General features: G+C 64.1%; 19 protein-coding genes and 1 tRNA gene. 16 read left to right on the top strand and 4 right to left on the bottom strand.

All coding sequences use genetic code 11. The features are described 5' to 3' along the window. Positions 1-16: 16 nt before the first annotated feature. Positions 17-592: a recombinase family protein gene (locus KR541_RS12295; RefSeq protein WP_216089562.1), complete on the bottom strand. Its 576-nt coding sequence runs from the start codon at positions 590-592 to the stop codon at positions 17-19. Between the two features lie 321 nt (positions 593-913). Between KR541_RS12295 and KR541_RS12290 the strand changes: the two genes are divergently transcribed. The 11 genes from KR541_RS12290 to KR541_RS12240 all read left to right on the top strand — a co-directional run bounded on the left by KR541_RS12290 (position 914) and on the right by KR541_RS12240 (position 9,669). Next, positions 914-1,741: a hypothetical protein gene (locus tag KR541_RS12290; protein WP_216089561.1), complete on the top strand. Its 828-nt coding sequence runs from the start codon at positions 914-916 to the stop codon at positions 1,739-1,741. Positions 1,742-1,972: 231 nt separating this feature from the next. After that, entirely contained in the window at positions 1,973-2,842 is an 870-nt protein-coding gene (locus tag KR541_RS12285) for a hypothetical protein (RefSeq protein ID WP_216089560.1), read from the top strand. Between the two features lie 117 nt (positions 2,843-2,959). Continuing rightward, on the top strand, positions 2,960-3,223 hold the full coding sequence (locus KR541_RS12280) for a helix-turn-helix transcriptional regulator (RefSeq protein ID WP_006758155.1): 264 nt from the start codon (positions 2,960-2,962) through the stop codon (positions 3,221-3,223). Further along, entirely contained in the window at positions 3,223-3,498 is a 276-nt protein-coding gene (locus tag KR541_RS12275) for a hypothetical protein (RefSeq protein ID WP_006758154.1), read from the top strand. The genes KR541_RS12280 and KR541_RS12275 overlap by 1 nt, the downstream gene beginning before the upstream one ends. A 354-nt stretch (positions 3,499-3,852) precedes the next feature. Next, positions 3,853-4,029 carry a hypothetical protein gene (locus KR541_RS12270; protein ID WP_009964272.1) on the top strand — a complete coding sequence of 59 codons (177 nt, stop codon included), beginning with the start codon at positions 3,853-3,855 and terminating at the stop codon, positions 4,027-4,029. After that, a complete protein-coding gene (locus KR541_RS12265) occupies positions 4,022-4,324 on the top strand; it encodes a hypothetical protein (RefSeq protein ID WP_216089559.1) in 303 nt (100 codons plus the stop codon). The genes KR541_RS12270 and KR541_RS12265 overlap by 8 nt, the downstream gene beginning before the upstream one ends. After that, positions 4,317-4,529 (top strand): hypothetical protein, encoded by a 213-nt coding sequence (locus tag KR541_RS12260; protein ID WP_006765346.1) that lies wholly within the window; start codon positions 4,317-4,319, stop codon positions 4,527-4,529. Before KR541_RS12265 ends, KR541_RS12260 begins: the two co-directional genes overlap by 8 nt. Further along, positions 4,522-4,869, top strand: coding sequence for a hypothetical protein (locus tag KR541_RS12255; RefSeq protein WP_216089558.1), 348 nt, complete (start codon positions 4,522-4,524; stop codon positions 4,867-4,869). Before KR541_RS12260 ends, KR541_RS12255 begins: the two co-directional genes overlap by 8 nt. A gap of 9 nt (positions 4,870-4,878) precedes the next feature. Beyond that, the gene (locus tag KR541_RS12250) at positions 4,879-5,205 is read left to right on the top strand and encodes a hypothetical protein (protein WP_019256361.1); all 327 of its coding nucleotides are present in this window, start codon (positions 4,879-4,881) and stop codon (positions 5,203-5,205) included. Between the two features lie 127 nt (positions 5,206-5,332). Further along, a complete protein-coding gene (locus KR541_RS12245; RefSeq protein ID WP_216089557.1) occupies positions 5,333-8,194 on the top strand; it encodes a DUF927 domain-containing protein in 2,862 nt (953 codons plus the stop codon). A 677-nt stretch (positions 8,195-8,871) separates the two neighbouring features. Beyond that, positions 8,872-9,669: a TIGR02391 family protein gene (locus KR541_RS12240; protein ID WP_216089556.1), complete on the top strand. Its 798-nt coding sequence runs from the start codon at positions 8,872-8,874 to the stop codon at positions 9,667-9,669. 122 nt (positions 9,670-9,791) lie between these two features. Here the strand turns inward: KR541_RS12240 and KR541_RS12235 are convergent, their stop codons facing one another. The 3 genes from KR541_RS12235 to KR541_RS12225 all read right to left on the bottom strand — a co-directional run bounded on the left by KR541_RS12235 (position 9,792) and on the right by KR541_RS12225 (position 11,575). Further along, positions 9,792-11,006, bottom strand: coding sequence for a tyrosine-type recombinase/integrase (locus tag KR541_RS12235; RefSeq protein ID WP_216089555.1), 1,215 nt, complete (start codon positions 11,004-11,006; stop codon positions 9,792-9,794). Positions 11,007-11,169: 163 nt separating this feature from the next. Continuing rightward, a tRNA-Arg gene (locus tag KR541_RS12230) sits at positions 11,170-11,244 on the bottom strand. A 148-nt stretch (positions 11,245-11,392) separates the two neighbouring features. Then, positions 11,393-11,575, bottom strand: a complete 183-nt coding sequence (locus KR541_RS12225; RefSeq protein WP_006478164.1) for a rubredoxin — start codon at positions 11,573-11,575, stop codon at positions 11,393-11,395. A 199-nt stretch (positions 11,576-11,774) separates the two neighbouring features. Here KR541_RS12225 and KR541_RS12220 point away from each other — a divergent pair, with 199 nt between their 5' ends. From KR541_RS12220 to KR541_RS12200, 5 genes are all read left to right on the top strand, one after another. Further along, complete coding sequence (locus KR541_RS12220) at positions 11,775-12,179, top strand: DUF4399 domain-containing protein (protein ID WP_216089554.1); 405 nt, start codon at positions 11,775-11,777, stop codon at positions 12,177-12,179. 264 nt (positions 12,180-12,443) lie between these two features. Beyond that, positions 12,444-14,393: an ATP-binding cassette domain-containing protein gene (locus KR541_RS12215; protein ID WP_425542612.1), complete on the top strand. Its 1,950-nt coding sequence runs from the start codon at positions 12,444-12,446 to the stop codon at positions 14,391-14,393. Positions 14,394-14,613: 220 nt separating this feature from the next. After that, entirely contained in the window at positions 14,614-16,596 is a 1,983-nt protein-coding gene (parE, locus tag KR541_RS12210) for a DNA topoisomerase IV subunit B (protein ID WP_050017499.1), read from the top strand. Positions 16,597-16,672: 76 nt separating this feature from the next. Beyond that, positions 16,673-18,994, top strand: coding sequence for a DNA topoisomerase IV subunit A (parC, locus tag KR541_RS12205; protein ID WP_050017500.1), 2,322 nt, complete (start codon positions 16,673-16,675; stop codon positions 18,992-18,994). Between the two features lie 263 nt (positions 18,995-19,257). Further along, positions 19,258-19,716, top strand: a complete 459-nt coding sequence (locus KR541_RS12200) for a CopD family protein (protein ID WP_050017501.1) — start codon at positions 19,258-19,260, stop codon at positions 19,714-19,716. Positions 19,717-19,768: the final 52 nt, after the last annotated feature.

Below are 19,768 nucleotides of genomic sequence, written 5' to 3'. Positions count from 1 at the left end.
GACATTGCGTCTTTAGCTACGTGGCCGAGCGCACGCGCATGATGGTCTGGCGGCTGGTGCTGTACTGCTTGGCAAGGCTGGAGACACTTGCCCCAGCGTCCAATTGCTGACGCACGTCGTCCTGCTGCTGCTTGGATAGTGCGGACGGGCGGCCAATCATTTTTCCCTCTGCCTTCGCTCGGGCAATCCCCGCCTGTGTCCGCTCGATCAACAAGTCGCGTTCAAACTCGGCAACGGCATTCAATACCTGCATCGTCATTCGGCCGGCAGCGCTGGTTAAGTCGACGCCGCCGAGCGCAAGGCAATGAATCCGGATGCCGCGTTCTGCCAAAGCTTCAACAGTTGCGCGTACGTCCATCGCATTCCGGCCAAGTCGGTCGAGCTTGGTCACGATTAGTACATCACCTTCCTCCATCTTGAGAAGTAGCTCGGCAAATCCCGGTCGCTGATCCGCGCTGACGCTACCCGAGATACTCTCAGTAACGACTCGACGCTTGTCGACGGTGAAGCCAGCAGCCGCGATCTCACGGAGTTGGTTAGCGGGTGTCTGATCGGTCGTGCTGACACGGGCATATGCGAAGGTTCGAGACATGCTGCGCTCTGAGAGTGTTCGAAAAGGGTGTTCGAATCATAGCCTATGTACGAAAAGCGTCAAGCCCTACTTACGGACATGGTTGCGCGTGTATGTCCGAAAGGGTTCGGTTTCGGACATGAACGTTTAGTGAAAGGTCGCAGGTTTGCGGTCGGATGGTGACCGAGGATCGGTGGGGCGTGTCGAACGGCACGAATCGATTTGGCACGGTGGTTGCCTGTCTTTGGTTACGATGTTGCATTCGAGTATTTGCCAGTCGCTCACCGCGTCGGCGATTCAGCATTGGCGGGATGCACAACCGGGGCCGAGAGAAAACAGACCATGCGTGAACTGAGATTCGATTTGAATGCCATGCGAGAGCGAGCATGTGTTGGGGTACGCCGCGCTGCAGCATTTCTCGGCTTATCCGAGCGATTCATGGAGGGCGACCTTCCGCGTTCCCTGACTCTGGGGAACAACGTCAGGCGACAGTTTTTGCCTGATCCATACCCGGATGCTCACATCCCGGAGTTACGGGAGAGCTGGCGCACTTGGATTGTCGGAAATGCGTTGCGCGAACTGGATCAGTTTCTGAGCTTATACCTGGACGAGGCCTATGACATGGTTCAGCAGGCAAAGCTCGTATCCGGCGAGAACCCGGCCGATCATCAGTGGAAGCGGATCGACCGCCAAACCAACGTTGCTGATAAACATAAGTTGGTCGTGGAGCAAACGAAGCGGGGTACGCAGGTGCACTTAGACGATCACCAGTGCCTTGTGTCCCTGAGCAATGCCAGAAATTGCTTAGCGCACGACCTCGGTATTGTTACTCGAAAGCGTGCCGTCGATGGCGAGCTCCGCGTGCGTTGGCTTGCAGTCCGGATGTTGATCGAGCAGGGGGATAGGGTCATTGATATGGATGTTGCGCAATTCCCCATTGAACTTGACCCGGACGGGCCGGCCGGAGTTGTAATAGGCAAGGTCGAGATCGCCGAAAAAATCTTTCCAATGGCAGGTCAAATTCGGTTCACTCCGAACGAATTGTTGGAGATATGTTTCTTCTATCAGCTTGTTATTGATAGGGTGGCGCAAGTAGTTCAGGAGTATGCCGAGGAGTGCGGCGTGGTATTCGCTCAGATCGAAACTGCCAAGGCGGAGGCGGCACCGTAGGACGCATGCAGCACGAGCGAATTCACAACATTTTGTACCGGTCGGTGGAGCTCGAGAAGCCTGTGTCATGACGAATGTCGGTTGCTAGCGCCCATGGAACTTATATGGCTCACTCGATAGTGCCAGCCATGAGAAAATGCAGATCGTCGAGCATAGGGCGGCCACCCGAAAACCGGACACCTTCACCGGCTGGCTCGGCGTTCTTCGTGAAGGTCCACGCGAAGGGTGGACATGAGAAAGGTGCGCAACCTCGGGCATGAGGAAATAGATCCCGACGAAGAGCCGGTATCGGCGGACGAGCTGGCCGCGTTTGTCGATCGTGGCCCGTCAGCGAAAATCAAGCAAGTCTCCGACCATTTTCTGCATATCAATCCAGCCGACAGGGATAGTCCTGCGGTACAGGCCGCCGCTGTTCAGCTAATCAAGGCGGAGTATGAGCGGTGGGAGCGCGAGCACTTCCAGATGGACCGTCTAGATTTGCTTCGGGCGCGACGGCTTGCATCGAGCGATTCATTGCCGTATCCGCTGGAACAGAATGCGGGGCATGTTGCACGCCTAAGCGGCGGGAAGTACGACCGAGCGGAATGGATGTATGCCCTGTATTTGCGCGGAGTGGCGGAGGCAAGGCAGCGCGCGCGCGCTGGCGGCGACTTGTCCGACCTACCGAAGCCGGACAAGGCCATCGCTGCGCAGATTCGAAAGCTATGGCCGGACATGGAGCGCACGATTGAATTTGCTGTTTCTGCTGATGTCAGCAGCATCCAGCGCGAACAGCGGATTTATGCTTTCGTCCATTGCGGTACCACTCATGCCTTTGCCGCCGCGCTTGAACTTCTGCATCGGCGTTTGAAGACCGCTCCTGCGAAACTGGCGGCAGAGGCGGTGCGCCGCGAGACGCGAAAGCGAGATGGATCTGTTGGCCGAGATGCCAATGTCGCGAAGGGTGCGGCAACGCGTGCATTGGTCAAGACCGAAGTCGCGCGCTATCGCAATCGTGCGGTCCAAATTGGAGTCGACGAGCGAAAAGCTATCGCGGTGAAGCTGGGAATCTCTGAGCGTCACGTACGCCGGGTGATAGAACAACTTGCCGATGACGATTGAGCGACGGACATTTCAGGGTGAAAGTGCAGGACATTCCTGCAATCCGGACATTCCACTTTAAAAGGTGCTGATCGCGCGGCGATAGTCGCTCCCGTTACTGTCACTCAGGGAGCACAAATGTCCGCAAAGAACGCATTCGCAACGCAAGCCCCGGCGACTCTGCCGCTCGACGGCTTTTCCAAATGGGCCGATCTGCGTCCCTTCGTCCGCCTGTCTCGCGAGACCGTCCGCAAGCTTGAGCGGGAGGGGCGCTTCCCGCCCGCAATCCGTCTGACTCTGCGTTGCACTGTTTTTGACAACAGAGAGACCCATCGTTATCTCGCTGATCCGCTGAACTATCGTGCCCCTGATGTCGCGGGCAATGTGACGGAGGGCGCGTGATGACGAACGCAACGAATGCACGTGCAGTGGCGCGTGAAACCAAAAAGCAAGCCGACGCGGAGTTCTACGATTGTGAACTCTCCCGCCTGCACGAACTGTTTAGCGACGTGCTCCAGTGTACGGAACAGGGTGTGCGGCGCGATGCCGCATGCATGATCGTCACCGCTGCTGGCGTCTTCGAGCGCGACGCGGTTCGGATGCCGACGCGCGCTAAGCATGCCGTCCGGCTGCTGAAGGAGGCCATTTTCATGCTCGATCCGAAGGTGTCGGCATGAGCGCTCGCCAAGTCACTTTGTCATGCCAGCGCACGGCGGGCATGGCCCTGCTTTCTCTGGACCGTTCTGCGCCAGATTTGCACGTCGCGACGGCACGCAGTATTCTATGCGTGTCGCCGACACAGAAGCGACCGGGTTTGGAAGCCCGATTGTTCCAAGGCGGACGACCGCCGCAGTGCGGTTTTTTTACGTCCGTGTGCCTTCGCGCGCCTCTACGATCAATGGGTGGGCGACGGTGGGGAGGCTTCGGCCTGCCGGTTCCCTTGGACGCCGGTCTTCCAACCCTGCTGTCTGCCCGCCCACCCCATTTGGAAGTGGGGAGCGGGTTCAACCCGTCCAAGGAGGTCGCATTCAATGCGCCAGCCCTCGCACGCCCGTACCGGGCAGCAATCCCACCTCATTCAATCCATCGTCCGCGCAGCACTGCGCGACGCGGCAACCGCCAGCACGTATCAGGACGCGCTCGACGCAACCGGCGCGGCACTGGCCGCGATCGCCGCGCTCGTCCGTGCGGAGGTGCGCCATGGCTGAGCTGCGCTGCAAGATTGGCGATCTCGCGATCGTCACGAAATGCGACGCACGCGCTCGCATCGGCATGCTGGTCGAGGTGGCATCGGCTCGCCCGACGCCCGATCACGATTGGCGCGTGCGGATCTTGGGCGGCCCGGTCTCGGGGCGCAGCGTCTACGATCGGCGGTTCGGCGAATTCACGCATGCAGCCGTCCACGACTGGAACCTCACGCCAATTCGCGGCGAAGCGGAGCTGGATTGCGCGATCGATGTCGGGCAACTCCTCGCGTCGATTCTGGAGGTGCGCCATGTCTAAATACCGCCTGCCGAACGAAGTCACAATGATCGCCATGTGTGCGGCCCATCAGTTCGCCCAACTCGAAGCCCTGTTCGATGCTGTCCGTTCGCATCTTGCGGAGGGCACCTACGAGCGCGCGCTCGTCGACATGGGGCAAAGCGTCGCGAGCCGCTATTCGGCCGAAATGCGCCGTACTGCGCAGCCGGAGGTGTGCCATGACTGATCAGCGCATCCGAACCGCGGTTATCAATGGCTTCGACAATGCGCCGCCGCTCGATACCGGCGCTCCAATCGAGCTGCAATTCGCCGTCGACCTTGGCGCGATCTGCGCCAACGCATGGCTCGACCTGAAAGGCGACGTGCGGCTGCACGACTACGCGGCCCATCAAGCCGCCGCGTTCGCGCGCGGCATGGAAGCCGCTATGCAGGACGCGGGCGACGTCGACGCGCACCGCGTGACGATTAGCCGGCAAGCGTTCGCAGCCGGCCTGATGGGGCGCGTGCAACAGCACCTGTTTGCGGCGCTCGGCCTCGTCACGCGCGAACCGCGCACGACGCACTGAGGGGCGGTCATGGCAAAGACGAACAAGAGTGCCGTGCAACCGCTCGCGTCGCACTTCGTGGCCGAGGTGAATCGCCCCGATCGCAACCGTATCGGCACGCGGATCAGTGACGCCATGGAGCTGCTGGACAGTCTGCATTGGGCGGCTGACAAGGCCATGTCCGATGACGACTATTGGCTTGTGCTGAGCCTGTTCCGCGCGTCCCTGCCGTCGATCGGCGCGGCGCTGGAGGCGGCCAACGACGCCCTTGGCGAGTCGCGGCTCGGCCGCTACGTCTACAGCAACGACGTCACGGCCGGCGGTGCCGTTCTATCGGTGCCTCGCGCGGCCGGCTGACGCTGCGCCGCTAGGCATCGTCACATCATTCAATTCTTCGCGCGTCGGGTAGCTGCTTGCCCGATATGGACTACTAATCGGGAGTCGACCGACGCGCGTCCAGTGGGAACCTATGAGTAACGCACCCATGTCCGAATTCGAGCGGGCGAGAGTCGCGCTCGGCTATGTTCCGCCCGACGACCGCGACACGTGGAGTCAGGTGGGGATGGCGCTCAAGGCCGAGTTTGGCGAGGAGGGCTTCGCCCTCTGGAACGAATGGAGCCAAGGCGCGCAGAACTACAACGGCAAGGACGCGCGCGATGTGTGGAAGTCGTTCAAGGGCGGCAAGATCACCATCAACACGCTGTTTCACCTCGCCAAGGTCGGCGGCTTCGATCCTCGTGCGCATCGCGCGAAGCCGATCGATCCAGCGGAGCGCGTGCGGCAGAAAGCCGAGCGCGCGGCGCGCGAAGCGGCCGAGCTGGCCGAGCTGACCGAGAAACAGCAAACCGCGTCAGCGCTCGCTGAGTCGATCTGGTCGGCGGCCGAGCCCGCGCCGGCCGATCACCCGTACCTCGTTCGCAAGCGCATCCCGGTCGACGCGCTGCGCGTCTATCGCGGCGGCTTGTGCATCGGCACGGCCGCATGCGACGGCGCCCTCGTCATCCCGGCCCGTGACGCGGACGGCAAGCTGTGGACGCTGGAGTTCGTCCTGACGGACGGCCAGAAACGCTATCTGCCGAACGGCCGCAAGGCGGGCTGCTTCTCGCTGATCGGTGGCCCGTTATCTTCCGCGCCGTCCACGCTGCTGATTGGCGAGGGTTACGCCACGTGCGCGACGCTCGCGGCCGCGACGGGCTATCCGGCCGCCGTCGCGTTCGACGCAGGCAACCTGCACGCGGTCGCGACGGCGCTGCGCGGCCAGTATCCGGACGCCCGCATCGTCGTGTGCGCGGACGACGACCACACGACGAAGGGCAATCCGGGCGTGACGAAGGCCCGCGCGGCGGCCGAGGCCGTCGCCGGCATCGTCGCGGTGCCCGACTTCGGTCCGAATCGCCCGGCGAACGGGACCGACTTCAACGACCTGGCTGCGCACGTCGGCCCGGATGCGGTGGCCGCCGCCGTGCGCGCTGCGCTCGCGCCGATCGGCTCGCCGGATGCGGGCAAGCCCAAGGCCGCTCCAGTCGCCGCGAAGCCCGCCAAGCGCCCGAAAACGGCCCGCGCGCAGGACGGCAAGTCGCGGTTCGTCGTCGACGACAAGGGCGTGTGGTTTCACGGCTTCAACAATCAGGGTGATCCGTTGCCGCCTCATTGGGTCAGCACGCGTATCGACGTGATCGCGGAGACGCGAAACGAGATGAACAGCGAATGGGGCTACCTGCTCGAATTCACGGACCGCGACGGCATCCTGAAACGGTGGGCGGTGCCGGCCGGACTGTTTGCCGGCGATGGTACGGAGCTGCGCCGCATGCTGCTCGATATGGGCGTGAAGCTCGGCGTGACGCAGATCGCCCGCACGCAGATCGCGAACTATGTGCAGATGGCGCAGCCGGACGAGCGCGTGCGCTGCGTGCCGCGTGTCGGCTGGCATCACGGGGCGTTCGTGCTGCCGGATCGCGTCATCGGCACCGGCAAAGAGGCGCTGATCTATCAGGCCGACACGCCGATCCAAAGCCAATTCAAGGAGCGCGGCACGCTGGACGACTGGCAAAGGGAGGTCGCGGCCTACTGCGTCGGGAATAGCCGGCTGCTGTTCTGCGTCGCTACCGCCTTCGCTGGTCCGTTGCTGCATTTCTCCGGGCTTCAGTCGGGCGGCTTCCACCTGCTCGGCACGACGTCGAAAGGCAAGTCGACGGGCGGCGTCATCGCCGCGTCCGTGTTCGGCTCGCCGGACTACGTGCGGAGCTGGAAGGCGACCGACAACGCGCTCGAAGCGGTCGCCACGCAGCATAGCGACGCGCTGCTGATCCTCGACGAAATCGGGCAAGTCGAGCCGCGCCTGGTCGGCGATGTGATCTACATGCTTGCGAACGAGTCGGGCAAGGCCCGTGCGTCGCGTAGCGGCTCGGCAAAGCCGGTTCTCACGTGGCGGCTGCTGTTCCTGTCGAACGGCGAAAAGAGCGTGTCCGCGCTGATGGCCGAGGGCAACAAGCCTATGAAAGGCGGTATCGAGGTGCGCTTGCCCGCGATCCCGGCCGAGGTCGGCGAAATGGGCGTCGTGGAGAGGCTGCACGGATTCCCGACGCCGGCCGCGCTGATCGAGCATCTAGAGCGGCACGCCGGCATGCACTACGGCACGGCCGGCCCCGCGTTCATCGAGTGGGCGTCGTCGCAGGCCGGCGAGCTGGCCGAGCATCTGCGCATGCGCGTCGACGAGCTGGTCGGGCAATGGGTGCCGGACGGCTCGCATTCGCAGGTCGCGCGCGTCGCTAAGCGGTTCTGTCTCGTTGCGGTGGCCGGCGAGCTGGCGACGGCGCACGGGCTGACCGGCTGGCCGCAGGGCGAAGCGGTCGAGGCTGCGCGTCGTTGCTTCGAAGGCTGGCTCGAACTGCGCGGCGGCACCGGCAACTCGGACGAGGCGGAAGCCGTGCGGCAGGTACAGCATTTCCTCGCCGCACACGGCGATAACCGTTTCGTGTGGATGAACCGGGCGCAGGACGACCATCGGCCGAACGTGCCCCATCGAGCGGGTTTCAAGCAGCACGTGAAGCGCGACGAGCGCCGCACGCCCATCGCCTCCGATCGCGAGTATTACGCCGAGTTCGGCGGCAAGATGAGCGCCGACGACGCCGAAAGCGTCGAGACGGAATACCTGATCGAAGCGGCCGTATTCCGCAAGGACGTGTGCGCCGGCTTCGATCACAAGGTCGTCGCCAAGGCACTGATGAAGCGAGGCGTGCTGATGCCGCGTAGCGACGGCTACCCGTACCGGCAAGAGTACATCCCCGGTCACGGCAAGTTCATGGTCTATCGCGTGTTGCCGTCCATCTTCACGCTTGAGCTGTGAAATGCACCGCCGCCGTCCGGGAGGGCGGTGGCGGGCATTCCTTTGCGCGGCATTTTTGGCCCGCGCGTCAAAGTTACTTTGATCGATGCGCACCAGATGGAACTGGGCGGGCGGCTGCCGCGAATCTTGCCGCAGCCGTAACAATTCAGCCCGGTTTATCTCCAGTATCTCCAGCGTTCTCCAAATCGTTTGGAGACACACGAAGCCTTACCCCACAAGGCTTTGCGGCCGATTCAGGCGTTTATCTCCAAATCTCCAACTCGTTTTGCACTGAGCGGACGGGCATTGACCGACTGCATCAACCTTGAAGCCAAGCCGGGCGCGGCTCTCCGGGATTCCAAGGGCATTGACGACGTGTTTTCGAGGGGGGTGTCCGCGATGCGCCCCGATCGGGCATTGTTGCGCCTGCCGCAAGTGTCGGGGCGGGCGGAAAGCGGGGGACCCTGCGTCTAGGGCAAAGACGCGGGGGCTCACACCCGCGTGTTTTTCCTACTCCCGGCGCGCCTAAGGGGGGTCATATTCATACCGACATGCAGGGGACCGGCAGTGCGGTGGCAACTCTGAAAAATCGGTGGGAGGCGCGCAGCAAGGGGGACATATTGACGCCGATGGGACGTACGGCACGCGGATAGCGCCTGCTATGATCAACGGAAATCAACGGCGGCGAGAGAGACCAAATGGTGACGAGAAAAGCCCAGCCCGCACAACCTCGGCAGGCCAACCTTACGCCCGATCAGATGCGGGCCGCGATCCCGAAACTTGAGCGCAGGATCGCCGAATTGCGGGAGTTCGATCCCATGACGGTCAACGCGCGGAACGATCCACGAATTGGCGTCATCGATAACAAACTGGAGCAGACAATAGCCGATGTTTTCGGCGTTGATACTGTCGAGTTTTCCCGGTATCGACCTCGCAGTATCGACAGAGGCAACATCTATTTCGGGTCCCAGCTACCGCTGCATGAGGTCCGGCAAGGCCTCAATGAGGGTAAAGCCGAGCAGACGGCTAACCTACAAAGCATCATTGACCTTTTCAACGAAAACCTCGCAGATGGAGCGGGAACGCCCGCGAGCAAGGCACGCCGTAGTTTCGGTGATCTTGATCTACATGCGGACATAGCGCGCGAGTGCTCGAAACTTTTCGAAGACGGCCATTATGCACAGGCGGTCGAAACCGCGTGCAAGGTGCTGGATATGTTGGTGCAATTCCGAAGTATGCGTCCAGATGTGAGCGGTACGGCGCTAATGCGCTTGGTCTTTAGCCCAAAGGCGCCGATTCTCAAGTTCAATGATCAGCAAAACGATAGCGAGAAAAGCGAGCAGGAGGGGATGATGCACCTGTACGAAGGGGCGATGATGGCGCTGCGCAATCCGCGCGCCCATGGCATTACCCAAGATCACCCGGAGCGGGCAGTCGAGTACCTGAGCTTCGTCAGCATGTTGGCAAAGGCGCTGGATAGAACGCAACGGGCCTAGACACGGTGATCGCGACGCTGAGCGGCATACGTCGCGAAGATCGGGGGAGCAATTGAAGAGCGCGCACTTCCATCAATGGTAACGAGGGGAGTGCGCGAAGTGACGTGGGCGACGCCGTTCCGCTATCGGGTTGACGCGATACGAATGACCTCCGCCCCTGCCTTGATGCGGTCGAGGTGATCGCCCCACACCTGCATCATTCGTCTGCGCTCCGGCAGATATTCAGCGTGGACGTAGGCCGCCGTCACCTGATTGCGTTCGGCGTGCGCCATCTGACGCTCTACAACGTCCCGGCCGAAGCCAAGTTCACGCAGAGCCGTAGCCGCCAGCCCGCGAAAGCCGTGCCCGGTCATCCGCGACTTGTACCCCATGCGATAGAGCGCGTAGAGCATGGTGTTGTTCGAAATGTGGCTTCGGCCTTGCACGCTATAGAACACGAATCGATGCTGGCCGTTGAGCGCCCGGAGCTGAGCGATCACGTCGAGCGCCTGCCGCGATAGCGGCACGATGTGCGGGTCGCGCATCTTCATGCGCTCCGGCGGGATGCGCCATTCTGCGGCGGCCTCGTCAAACTCAGACCACTCCGCACGGATCATTTCCGTTGTCCGCACAAAGGTCAACGCCATCAGTCGGAGCGCGAGCCGAGTAACGAGATCCCCTTGGTAGGCGTCAATGTCGCGCATGAGCTGCGGGATCTCCGTCGCCTTGACGCGTGCCATGTGCTGTACGCCCGGACCTTTCTTCAAGACCGTCTGCGCGTCGATGTCGGCCGCCGGATTCCTGGAGCATCGCCCGGTCATGATTCCGTACTGGAAGACCGCGCGCGAGCGTTGGAGGATTCGCTTCGCCGTCTCGCGCACCCCGCGCGCCTCGACCTCGCGAACGATCCTGAGCATCTGCGGCGAATCGATCTCCGCGATCGGGCGAGCACCAATCTTCGGGAACACGTCAACCTCAAGCGAATTCAGCACCTTCTCTGCGTAACCGTCGCTCCAGCCCGGGCGCTGGGAGTCGAACCACTCGCGGGCTACCGCTTCGAATGAGTTGGCCGCTGCGATCTCGGCGGCCCGTCTTGCGTCCTTCTTCGCCTCGCCCGGATCGATGCCGGCCGCGATCTGCTCGCGGGCCTCGTCGCGCTTCTTCCGTGCCGTCGCAAGCGTGACGGCCGGATAGACGCCGAGGGCGAGCGTCTTCTGCTTGCCAAGGAAGCGGTAGGACAAACGCCAGTACTTCGCGCCGTTCGGTTGGACGAGCAAGAACATCCCGTTGCCGTCCGTCAGTTTGTATGGTGCCGCGCTGGCCTTCGCGTTCCGCACCTGTATGTCAGTGAGAGGCATTGTTGGTATCTGTGTTGTTGGTATCTGCTGATACCAACAAAAATACCAACACTTTCGCTGGCTGTCACTGAGCAACCTTGGGTAACGATAGGAGCTAGAGCGCCGCCAGACGGGCTTGAGCGGGGGATTTCTTGTGAATCTTGGGGGAGGTTTGGGGCATGACTGGTCCCCCCGACAGGAATCGAACCTGTATCTAGCGCTTAGGAGGCGCTTGTTCTATCCATTGAACTACGGGGAGAGCCATATCCGGGCAATCGCGCGAAAAACCGCGAGCCGGACGGCGGTGTGGACAGCGCGCAGAGTATAGCAAACGCGCGGCGCGTCGGCGGGGCGGAATGCACCCGCGACGCGCGTATCGCGAGATCACCCGCGACCGAAACAGAAACTCAGAAATCGACGACGACGAAATCTTCCTTGCCCACGTCGCACAGCGGGCAGCGCCAGTCCGCGGGAATGTCGGCGAAACGCGTGCCGGCCGGAATGCCTTCGTCGGGCAGCCCTTCCGCTTCGTTGTAGACCCACCCGCAAATCAGGCAGACCCAGCTCTGGTATTCGGTTACTTCGCTCATGTTGCGCTCGGGATAAAGAAAATTCGGCGATGCCGTCCGCAGCCTCGCCGGCGGACGAAAGGCGCAATGTTACCGGAATTTCGTCGAACGCCAGCGCAACGTCGTTTTAAACGTACGCATCGCGAACAACGCAACTGAAACACGCCCGCTGTTCGTGCGGTGTATGCTTCCGAGGCTGTCCAATCATAAGGAGAATGCGATGCTGAACAGAAAGTGGATCGCAGGTGCGGTATGCGTCGCGGCGATGGCCGTGTCGACGATCGCGCGGGCCGAGGCGCGCGTGTATTTCGAAGCGCCGAGCGACGGTGCGACGGTGTCGAATCCGGTGCATGTGAAGTTCGGTCTCGAAGGCATGGCGCTGAAGCCGGCCGGCGACATGACGCCGGATACCGGTCACCATCACCTGCTGATCGACGGCCGGCCGATTCCGAAAGGCGACGTGATCCCGGTGAGCGAACGTTCGCTGCATTTCGGCAAGGCCCAGACCGAGACCGACGTGAAGCTGCCGCCCGGCCAGCACACGCTGACGCTGCAGCTCGGTGACGGCGCGCACCGTTCATACGGTCCCGAACTGAGCTCGACGATCACGATCAACGTGAAATAACCGTGCATCCCACGCTGGCGCGCGATGCGCCGCGGGGGATCTGCCGATCGGCCGGCCCCTGGCATCCGGCCCGCATCCGCGTGCTCATGCGGGCACGCAAACCGTAGCCGGCATCCGAAAACCGGAGGTCGGCCACACCGCCCACGATACCGCGTCGGCGCCCATCGGAAACGCCCCGCGGCACTCGTCCATCCAGCCGAGCCGATGCCGGCCTCCGCGCCCGGTACAATGGGCGCTTCCGATTTCTCTCTTCGCCGTCTCCCCATGTCGCTCTATTCCATTACCGGCGCGCAGCTCGCGTTCGGTCACGTCGCGTTGCTCGATCACGCGGATTTCTCGCTGGAAGCCGGCGAGCGGGTCGGCCTGATCGGCCGCAACGGCGCGGGCAAGTCGTCGCTGCTGAAGATCGTCGCCGATCTCGCGAAGCCCGACGACGGGCTGGTCACGCGCCAGCAGGAGCTCGTGACCGTCTACGTGCCGCAGGAGCCCGAATTCGAGCCAGGCGCGACGGTGTTCGACGCGGTCGCGTCGGGGCTCGGGCATACGCGCGAATTGCTCGAAGAATACGATTCGATCGCGCACCGCCTCGCGGAGATACCGGAGGGCGCCGAGCACGATGCGCTGCTCGCGCGGATGAACGCGCTGCAGTCGTCGCTGGACGCGCACGACGCGTGGAGCTGGCGTACGCGCGTGTCGATGACGCTCGCGCAAATCGGCCTGACGGACGGCGACGCGAGCGTCGACGCGCTGTCGGGCGGGATGCAGAAGCGCGTCGCGCTGGCGCGCGCACTGGTGCTGCAGCCCGACGTGCTGCTGCTCGACGAACCGACCAACCACCTAGACTTCGACGGCATCCGCTGGCTCGAGGAGCTGCTCGTCGCGCAGCGCGCGGGCCTGCTGTTCATCACCCACGATCGCGCGTTTCTCGATCGCGTCGCGACGCGCATCGTCGAGCTCGATCGCGGCCGGCTGCTGTCGTACCCGGGCAATTTCTCCGCGTACCAGACGCGCAAGGCGCAGCAGCTCGAAGTCGAGCGCGTGGAGAACGAGAAGTTCGACAAGCTGCTCGCGCAGGAAGAAGTGTGGATCCGCAAGGGCGTCGAGGCGCGCCGCACGCGCAGCGTCGGTCGCATCGCGCGGCTCGTGCAGATGCGCAACGAGCGCGCGGAGCGCCGCAATGCGCAGGGCAACGTGAAGCTCGACGTCGCGCAGGGCGAAAAGTCCGGCAAGATCGTCGCGGAGCTGACCGACGTGACGAAGCGCTACGGCGGCCGCACGGTGGTCGACCGCTTCTCGACGACGGTCATGCGCGGCGACAAGATCGGCTTCGTCGGCCCGAACGGCGCCGGCAAGACGACGTTGCTGAAGCTGATTCTCGGCGACCTGAAGCCCGACGAAGGCACGGTGCGCACCGGTACGAACCTGCAGGTCGCGTATTTCGACCAGATGCGCGCGCAGCTCGACCAGGAGAAGAGCCTGGCCGACACGATCAGCCCCGGCAGCGAATGGGTCGAGATCGGCGGCGTGCGCAAGCACGTGATGAGCTATCTCGGCGATTTCCTGTTCGCGCCGGAACGCGCGCGTTCGCCGGTGAAGTCGCTGTCGGGCGGCGAGCGTAACCGGCTGCTGCTCGCGCGCCTGTTCGCGCGCCCGGCCAACGTGCTGGTGCTCGACGAACCGACCAACGACCTCGACATCCCGACGCTCGAACTCCTCGAAGAACTGCTGGCCGACTACGACGGCACGGTGCTGCTGGTCAGCCACGATCGCGCGTTCCTCGACAACGTCGTGACGTCGGTGATCGCGGCCGAGGGCGACGGCAAGTGGCGCGAATACGTCGGCGGCTTCACCGACTGGCAGATCCAGAGCGAGCGCTCGGAGCAGCTCGCGCAGCAGGAAGCGGCGAAGCGCGCGGTCAAGGAGGCGGCGCCCGCGAAGGACGAACCGGCGAAGAGCGCGGCCGGCCGCAACGCGCAGCGCACGGTGAAGCTGTCGTTCAACGAGCAGCGCGAGCTCGATTCGCTGCCGGAGAAGATCGCCGCGCTCGAAGCGGAGCAGAAGACGATCAATGCGCAGCTCGAGGACGGCGCGATTTTCGCGAAGGATCCGCAGGAAGGCACGCGCCTGACCGAGCGGTTCGCGGCGATCGACGACGAACTGCTCGCCGCGCTCGAACGGTGGGAAACGCTCGAGGCGAAGCGCAAGCCGGTGTGACGCGCGCGGTGCGCGCCGATCCCGCGATTGGCGCGCCACGCGGAACCAGTAAAATACCGCGCGTCCAGGGTCGCGCCGCACACGCCGCGCGCCCGCTTTCGGAGCAGTCCAAGCACACCGTTGTTTCGATTCGCTTTTTTACGGAACTCAACGTTTTGTCCACGACGTTATCCACACGAGGTGTGGACAACGTCCCGATGAATGACGAAATTCAGCGCCTATGTCAACGAAGAAACCCAGCGCGGCCTATAGCGAAGCATCGATCAAGGTGCTCAAGGGTCTCGAGCCGGTCAAGCAGCGGCCCGGCATGTATACCCGTACCGAGAATCCGCTGCACATCATCCAGGAAGTCATCGACAACGCGTCCGACGAGGCGCTCGGCGGCTACGGCAAGCAGATCACGGTCACGCTGCACGCCGACCAGTCGGTCTCCGTCGAAGACGACGGCCGCGGCATCCCGTTCGGCATGCACCCCGAAGAGGGCGTACCGGTCGTCGAGATCGTGTTCACGCGCCTGCACGCGGGCGGCAAGTTCGACAAGGCCGCGGGCGGCGCGTATACGTTCTCGGGCGGCCTGCACGGGGTCGGCGTGTCGGTGACGAACGCGCTGGCGACGCGTCTCGACGTGACGGTATGGCGCGACGGCAAGATCGCCGAACTCGGCTTCGCCGACGGCGACGTCGTGAAGCCGCTGTCCACGCAAGGCGCGGGCCGCGGCGAGAAGAAATCCGGCACGCGCGTGCAGGTGTGGCCGAATCCGAAATACTTCGATTCGCCGAACCTGCCGCTCGGCGAGTTGCAGCGCCTGCTGCGCTCGAAGGCCGTGCTGCTGCCGGGCGTCGAGGTCGTGCTCGTCAACGAAAAGACCGGCGAGCGCCAGACGTGGAAGTATGAAGACGGCCTGCGCGGCTACCTGCTCGACGAAATGAACGGCAGCGAGCTGCTGATCCCGCTGTTCGAAGGCGAGCGTTTCGCCGATGCGCGTTCGACCGACGAAACCTTCGCCGAAGGCGAGGGCGCATCGTGGGTCGTCGCATGGAGCGAGGAAGGCTCGCTCGTGCGCGAGTCGTACGTGAACCTGATCCCCACGCCGGCCGGCGGCACGCACGAGTCGGGCCTGCGCGACGGTCTCTACCAGGCGGTGAAGAGCTTCGTCGAACTGCACAACCTGCAGCCGAAGGGCGTGAAGCTGCTCGCGGAAGACGTGTTCGCGCGCGTGTCGTTCGTGCTGTCCGCGAAGGTGCTCGATCCGCAGTTCCAGGGGCAGATCAAGGAACGGCTGAACAGCCGCGACGCGGTGAAGCTCGTGTCGTCGTTCTCGCGTCCGGCGCTCGAACTGTGGCTGAACCAGCACGTCGAGCACGGCAAGAAGCTCGCCGAACTCGTGATCAAGCAGGCGCAGGCGCGTACGCGCGCCGGCCAGAAGGTCGAGAAGCGCAAGAGCTCGGGCGTCGCGGTGCTGCCGGGCAAGCTGACCGATTGCGAGACGGAAGACATCGCGCGCAACGAACTGTTCCTCGTCGAGGGCGACTCGGCGGGCGGCTCCGCGAAGATGGGCCGCGACAAGGAATACCAGGCGATCCTGCCGCTGCGCGGCAAGGTGCTGAACACATGGGAAACCGAGCGCGATCGTCTCTTCGCGAACAACGAGGTGCACGACATCTCGGTCGCGATCGGCGTCGATCCGCACAGCCCGGACGATACCGTCGACGTGTCGAACCTGCGCTACGGCAAGATCTGCATCCTGTCGGACGCGGACGTCGACGGCTCGCACATCCAGGTGCTGCTGCTCACGCTGTTCTTCAAGCATTTCCCGCAACTGATCGAGCGCGGCCACGTGTACGTCGCGCGCCCGCCGCTGTTCCGCGTCGACGCGCCGGCGCGCGGCAAGAAGCCCGCGCAGAAGCTCTATGCGCTCGACGACGGCGAGCTCGAAGCGATCCTCGACAAGCTGCGCAAGGACGGCGTGCGCGACACGCAGTGGAGCATCAGCCGCTTCAAGGGCCTCGGCGAAATGAGCGCCGAGCAGTTGTGGGACACGACGATGAATCCCGACACGCGCCGCCTGATGCCGGTGAAGCTCGGCGAGCTCGACTACGAGGCGACCGTCGCCCGGATGACGATGCTGATGGGCAAGGGCGAGGCAGCCGCGCGGCGCGGCTGGCTCGAAGAAAAGGGCAACGACGTCGAAGCGGATATTTAAGCGTTAAGCGGAGCTTCCGCGCGGCCGGGCATGACGCCCGGCCCGGCCTCACGCCACTTACGAATACGGAATTCAGATGGACGACAATACTTCCGATCTCTTTGCCAGCCCCGACGCGCCCGAGAGCGACGCGCTGACGCTCGGCAACTACGCGGAGCAGGCGTATCTCAGCTACGCGGTCAGCGTCGTGAAGAGCCGCGCGCTGCCCGACGTGTGCGACGGCCAGAAGCCGGTGCAGCGCCGGATCCTGTTCGCGATGAACGAAATGGGCCTCGGCCCCGACGCGAAGCCGGTGAAGTCGGCGCGCGTGGTCGGCGACGTGCTCGGTAAATACCACCCGCACGGCGACCAGTCGGCGTACGACGCGCTCGTGCGTCTCGCGCAGGATTTCTCGCTGCGCTACCCGCTGATCGACGGGCAGGGCAACTTCGGTTCGCGCGACGGCGACGGCGCGGCGGCGATGCGTTACACGGAAGCGCGGCTCACGCCGATCGCGAAGCTGCTGCTCGACGAGATCGACCAGGGCACGGTCGACTTCATGCCGAACTACGACGGCTCGTTCGAGGAGCCGAAGACGCTGCCGAGCCGCATGCCGTTCGTGCTGCTGAACGGCGCGTCGGGCATCGCGGTCGGCCTCGCCACCGAAATCCCGTCGCACAACCTGCGCGAAGTCGCGGCCGCGGCGGTCGCGTTGATCCGCAATCCGAAGCTCACGCACGCGGAGCTGATGAACCTGATCCCCGGCCCGGATTTCCCGGGCGGCGGCCAGATCATCTCGAGCGACACCGAGATCGCGGCGGCCTATGAAACCGGCCGCGGCAGCCTGAAGGTGCGCGCGCGCTGGAAGATCGAGGATCTCGCGCGCGGCCAGTGGCAACTCGTCGTCACCGAGCTGCCGCCGAGCACGTCGGGCCAGAAGGTGCTCGAGGAAATCGAGGAGCTGACCAACCCGAAGCTCAAGCTCGGCAAGAAGACGCTCACGCCCGAACAACTCAACACGAAGAAGGCGATGCTCGACCTGCTCGACGCGGTGCGCGACGAGTCGGGCAAGGAAGCGGCGGTGCGGCTCGTGTTCGAGCCGAAGTCGCGCACGATCGACCAGACGGAATTCGTGAACACGCTGCTCGCGTACACGAGCCTCGAATCGAACGCGACGCTGAACCTCGTGATGATCGGCGCCGACGGCCGGCCGGGCCAGAAGGGCCTGCTGACGATCCTCGACGAATGGGTGAAGTTCCGCCAGCTGACGATGACGCGCCGGTGTCGCCATCGTCTCGCGAAGGTCGACGACCGCATCCACATCCTCGAAGGGCGGATGATCGTCTTCCTGAACATCGACGACGTGATCCGCATCATCCGCGAGTCGGACGAGCCGAAGGCCGCGCTGATGAGCGCGTTCGGCCTCAGCGAGCGGCAGGCCGAGGACATCCTCGAAATCCGGCTGCGCCAGCTCGCGCGGCTCGAGAAGATCAAGATCGAGAAGGAACTCGAAGCGCTGCGCGACGAGAAGGCGAAGCTCGAGGACCTGCTCGCGAACGAAAGCGCGATGAAGCGGCTGATGATCAAGGAGATCGAGGCCGACGCGAAGCAGTACGGCGACGATCGCCGCACGCTGATCCAGCAGGAAAAGCGCGCGACGTTCGAGGCGAAGGTGGTCGACGAGCCGGTGACGGTGGTCGTATCGCAGAAGGGCTGGGTGCGCGCGCTGAAGGGTCACGGGCTCGACCCGGCCGGCTTCACGTTCAAGGCGGGCGACCATCTCTACGCGGCGTTCCAGTGCCGCACGCCGGATCGCCTGATCGCGTGGGGCAGCAGCGGCCGCGTGTATTCGGTCGACGTGTCGGTGCTGCCGGGCGGGCGCGGCGACGGCGTGCCGGTCACGTCGCTGATCGAGCTCGAATCGGGCTCGCACCTGATGCACTACTACGCGGCGCCGGCCGACCAGCAACTGCTGCTCGCGTCGAGCAACGGCTTCGGCTTCCTCGCGAAGGTCGGCGACATGGTGAGCCGCCTGAAGGCCGGCAAGTCGTTCATGACGATCGATACGGGCGCGGTGCCGCTCGCGCCGATGCCCGTGCTGCCGAACGCGACGCAGGTCGCGTGCCTGTCGAGCGGCGGGCGCTTGCTCGTGTTCGGGATGGACGAGATGAAGACGCTGTCCGGCGGCGGGCGCGGCGTGATCCTGATGGCGCTCGACGACAAGGAAACGCTCGTGCAGGCGCTGGCGATCGATCCGGCCGGCGTCGTGCTGATCGGCACCGGCCGCGGCGGCAAGGTGCAGGACGACACGCTGTCGTATGCCGGGCTCGCGCCGCACATCGGCAAGCGCGCCCGCAAGGGCCGCGCGCCGGACACGAAGCTCAAGGTCGTCACCGAGTTGCGTCCGCTGCTGGGCTGACGCCGCGCGGTCGACCGGACCGTCCGGTTCACCCGGTTCGGCCGCGATCGAAGGCCGCACGTCCGCTTCGGCGGGCGTGCGGCTTTTTCTTTCCGGCGCAGGAATGCGGGTAAGCAAGCGTGGCGCTGTCACGCGGAATTTGCAAAATAGTGTGAAATCGCGTCGAGGGTCCGAACCGCCGCGCGGCTGACGGGTCGAACGTCGCTTGATGCCGCGTGCGACGCGGCCGTTCGCTGCACCCCACTCATCACAGGATCGTCCCCATGTCCCACGCCGTTGCCGTCGCGCTGTTTCTTCACCTGCTGGCCGTCGCCGTGTGGGTGGGCGGGATGGTCTTCGCGCACTTCTGCCTGCGCCCCGCGCTGTCCGACCTGTCGCCGCAGTTGCGGCTGCCGCTGATCGAAGGCGTGTTCGGCCGCTTCTTCAACTGGGTGTCGGGGGCCGTGATCGTGATCCTGCTGTCCGGCGGTTTCCTGCTGATGAGCTTCGGCGGCGCGCACGCGACGTGGTCGCTGCATGCAATGGCCGGGCTCGGCGTCGTGATGATGCTCATCTTCGGGCACATCCGCTTCGCGCTGTTCCCGCGCATTCGCCGTGCGGTGCAGGCGCAGAACTGGCCGGACGGTGCCCGCGCGGTGAATGCGGTGCGCCTGCTGGTCGTCGTGAACCTCGTGCTCGGCGTCGTCACGATCGGCGCGGCCGTGCTGTCGCGCGGTTTCTGACCGGCCGGCGTCAGCCCTTCGCCCTCGGCCGTCGGCCGCATGCCCGGCGGCG

Source organism: Burkholderia sola (assembly GCF_905400185.1).
Taxonomy (GTDB): Bacteria; Pseudomonadota; Gammaproteobacteria; order Burkholderiales; family Burkholderiaceae; genus Burkholderia; species Burkholderia sola.
The sequence above is the reverse complement of the archived record's forward strand: the minus strand, read 5'-3'. Positions and strand labels throughout refer to the sequence as shown.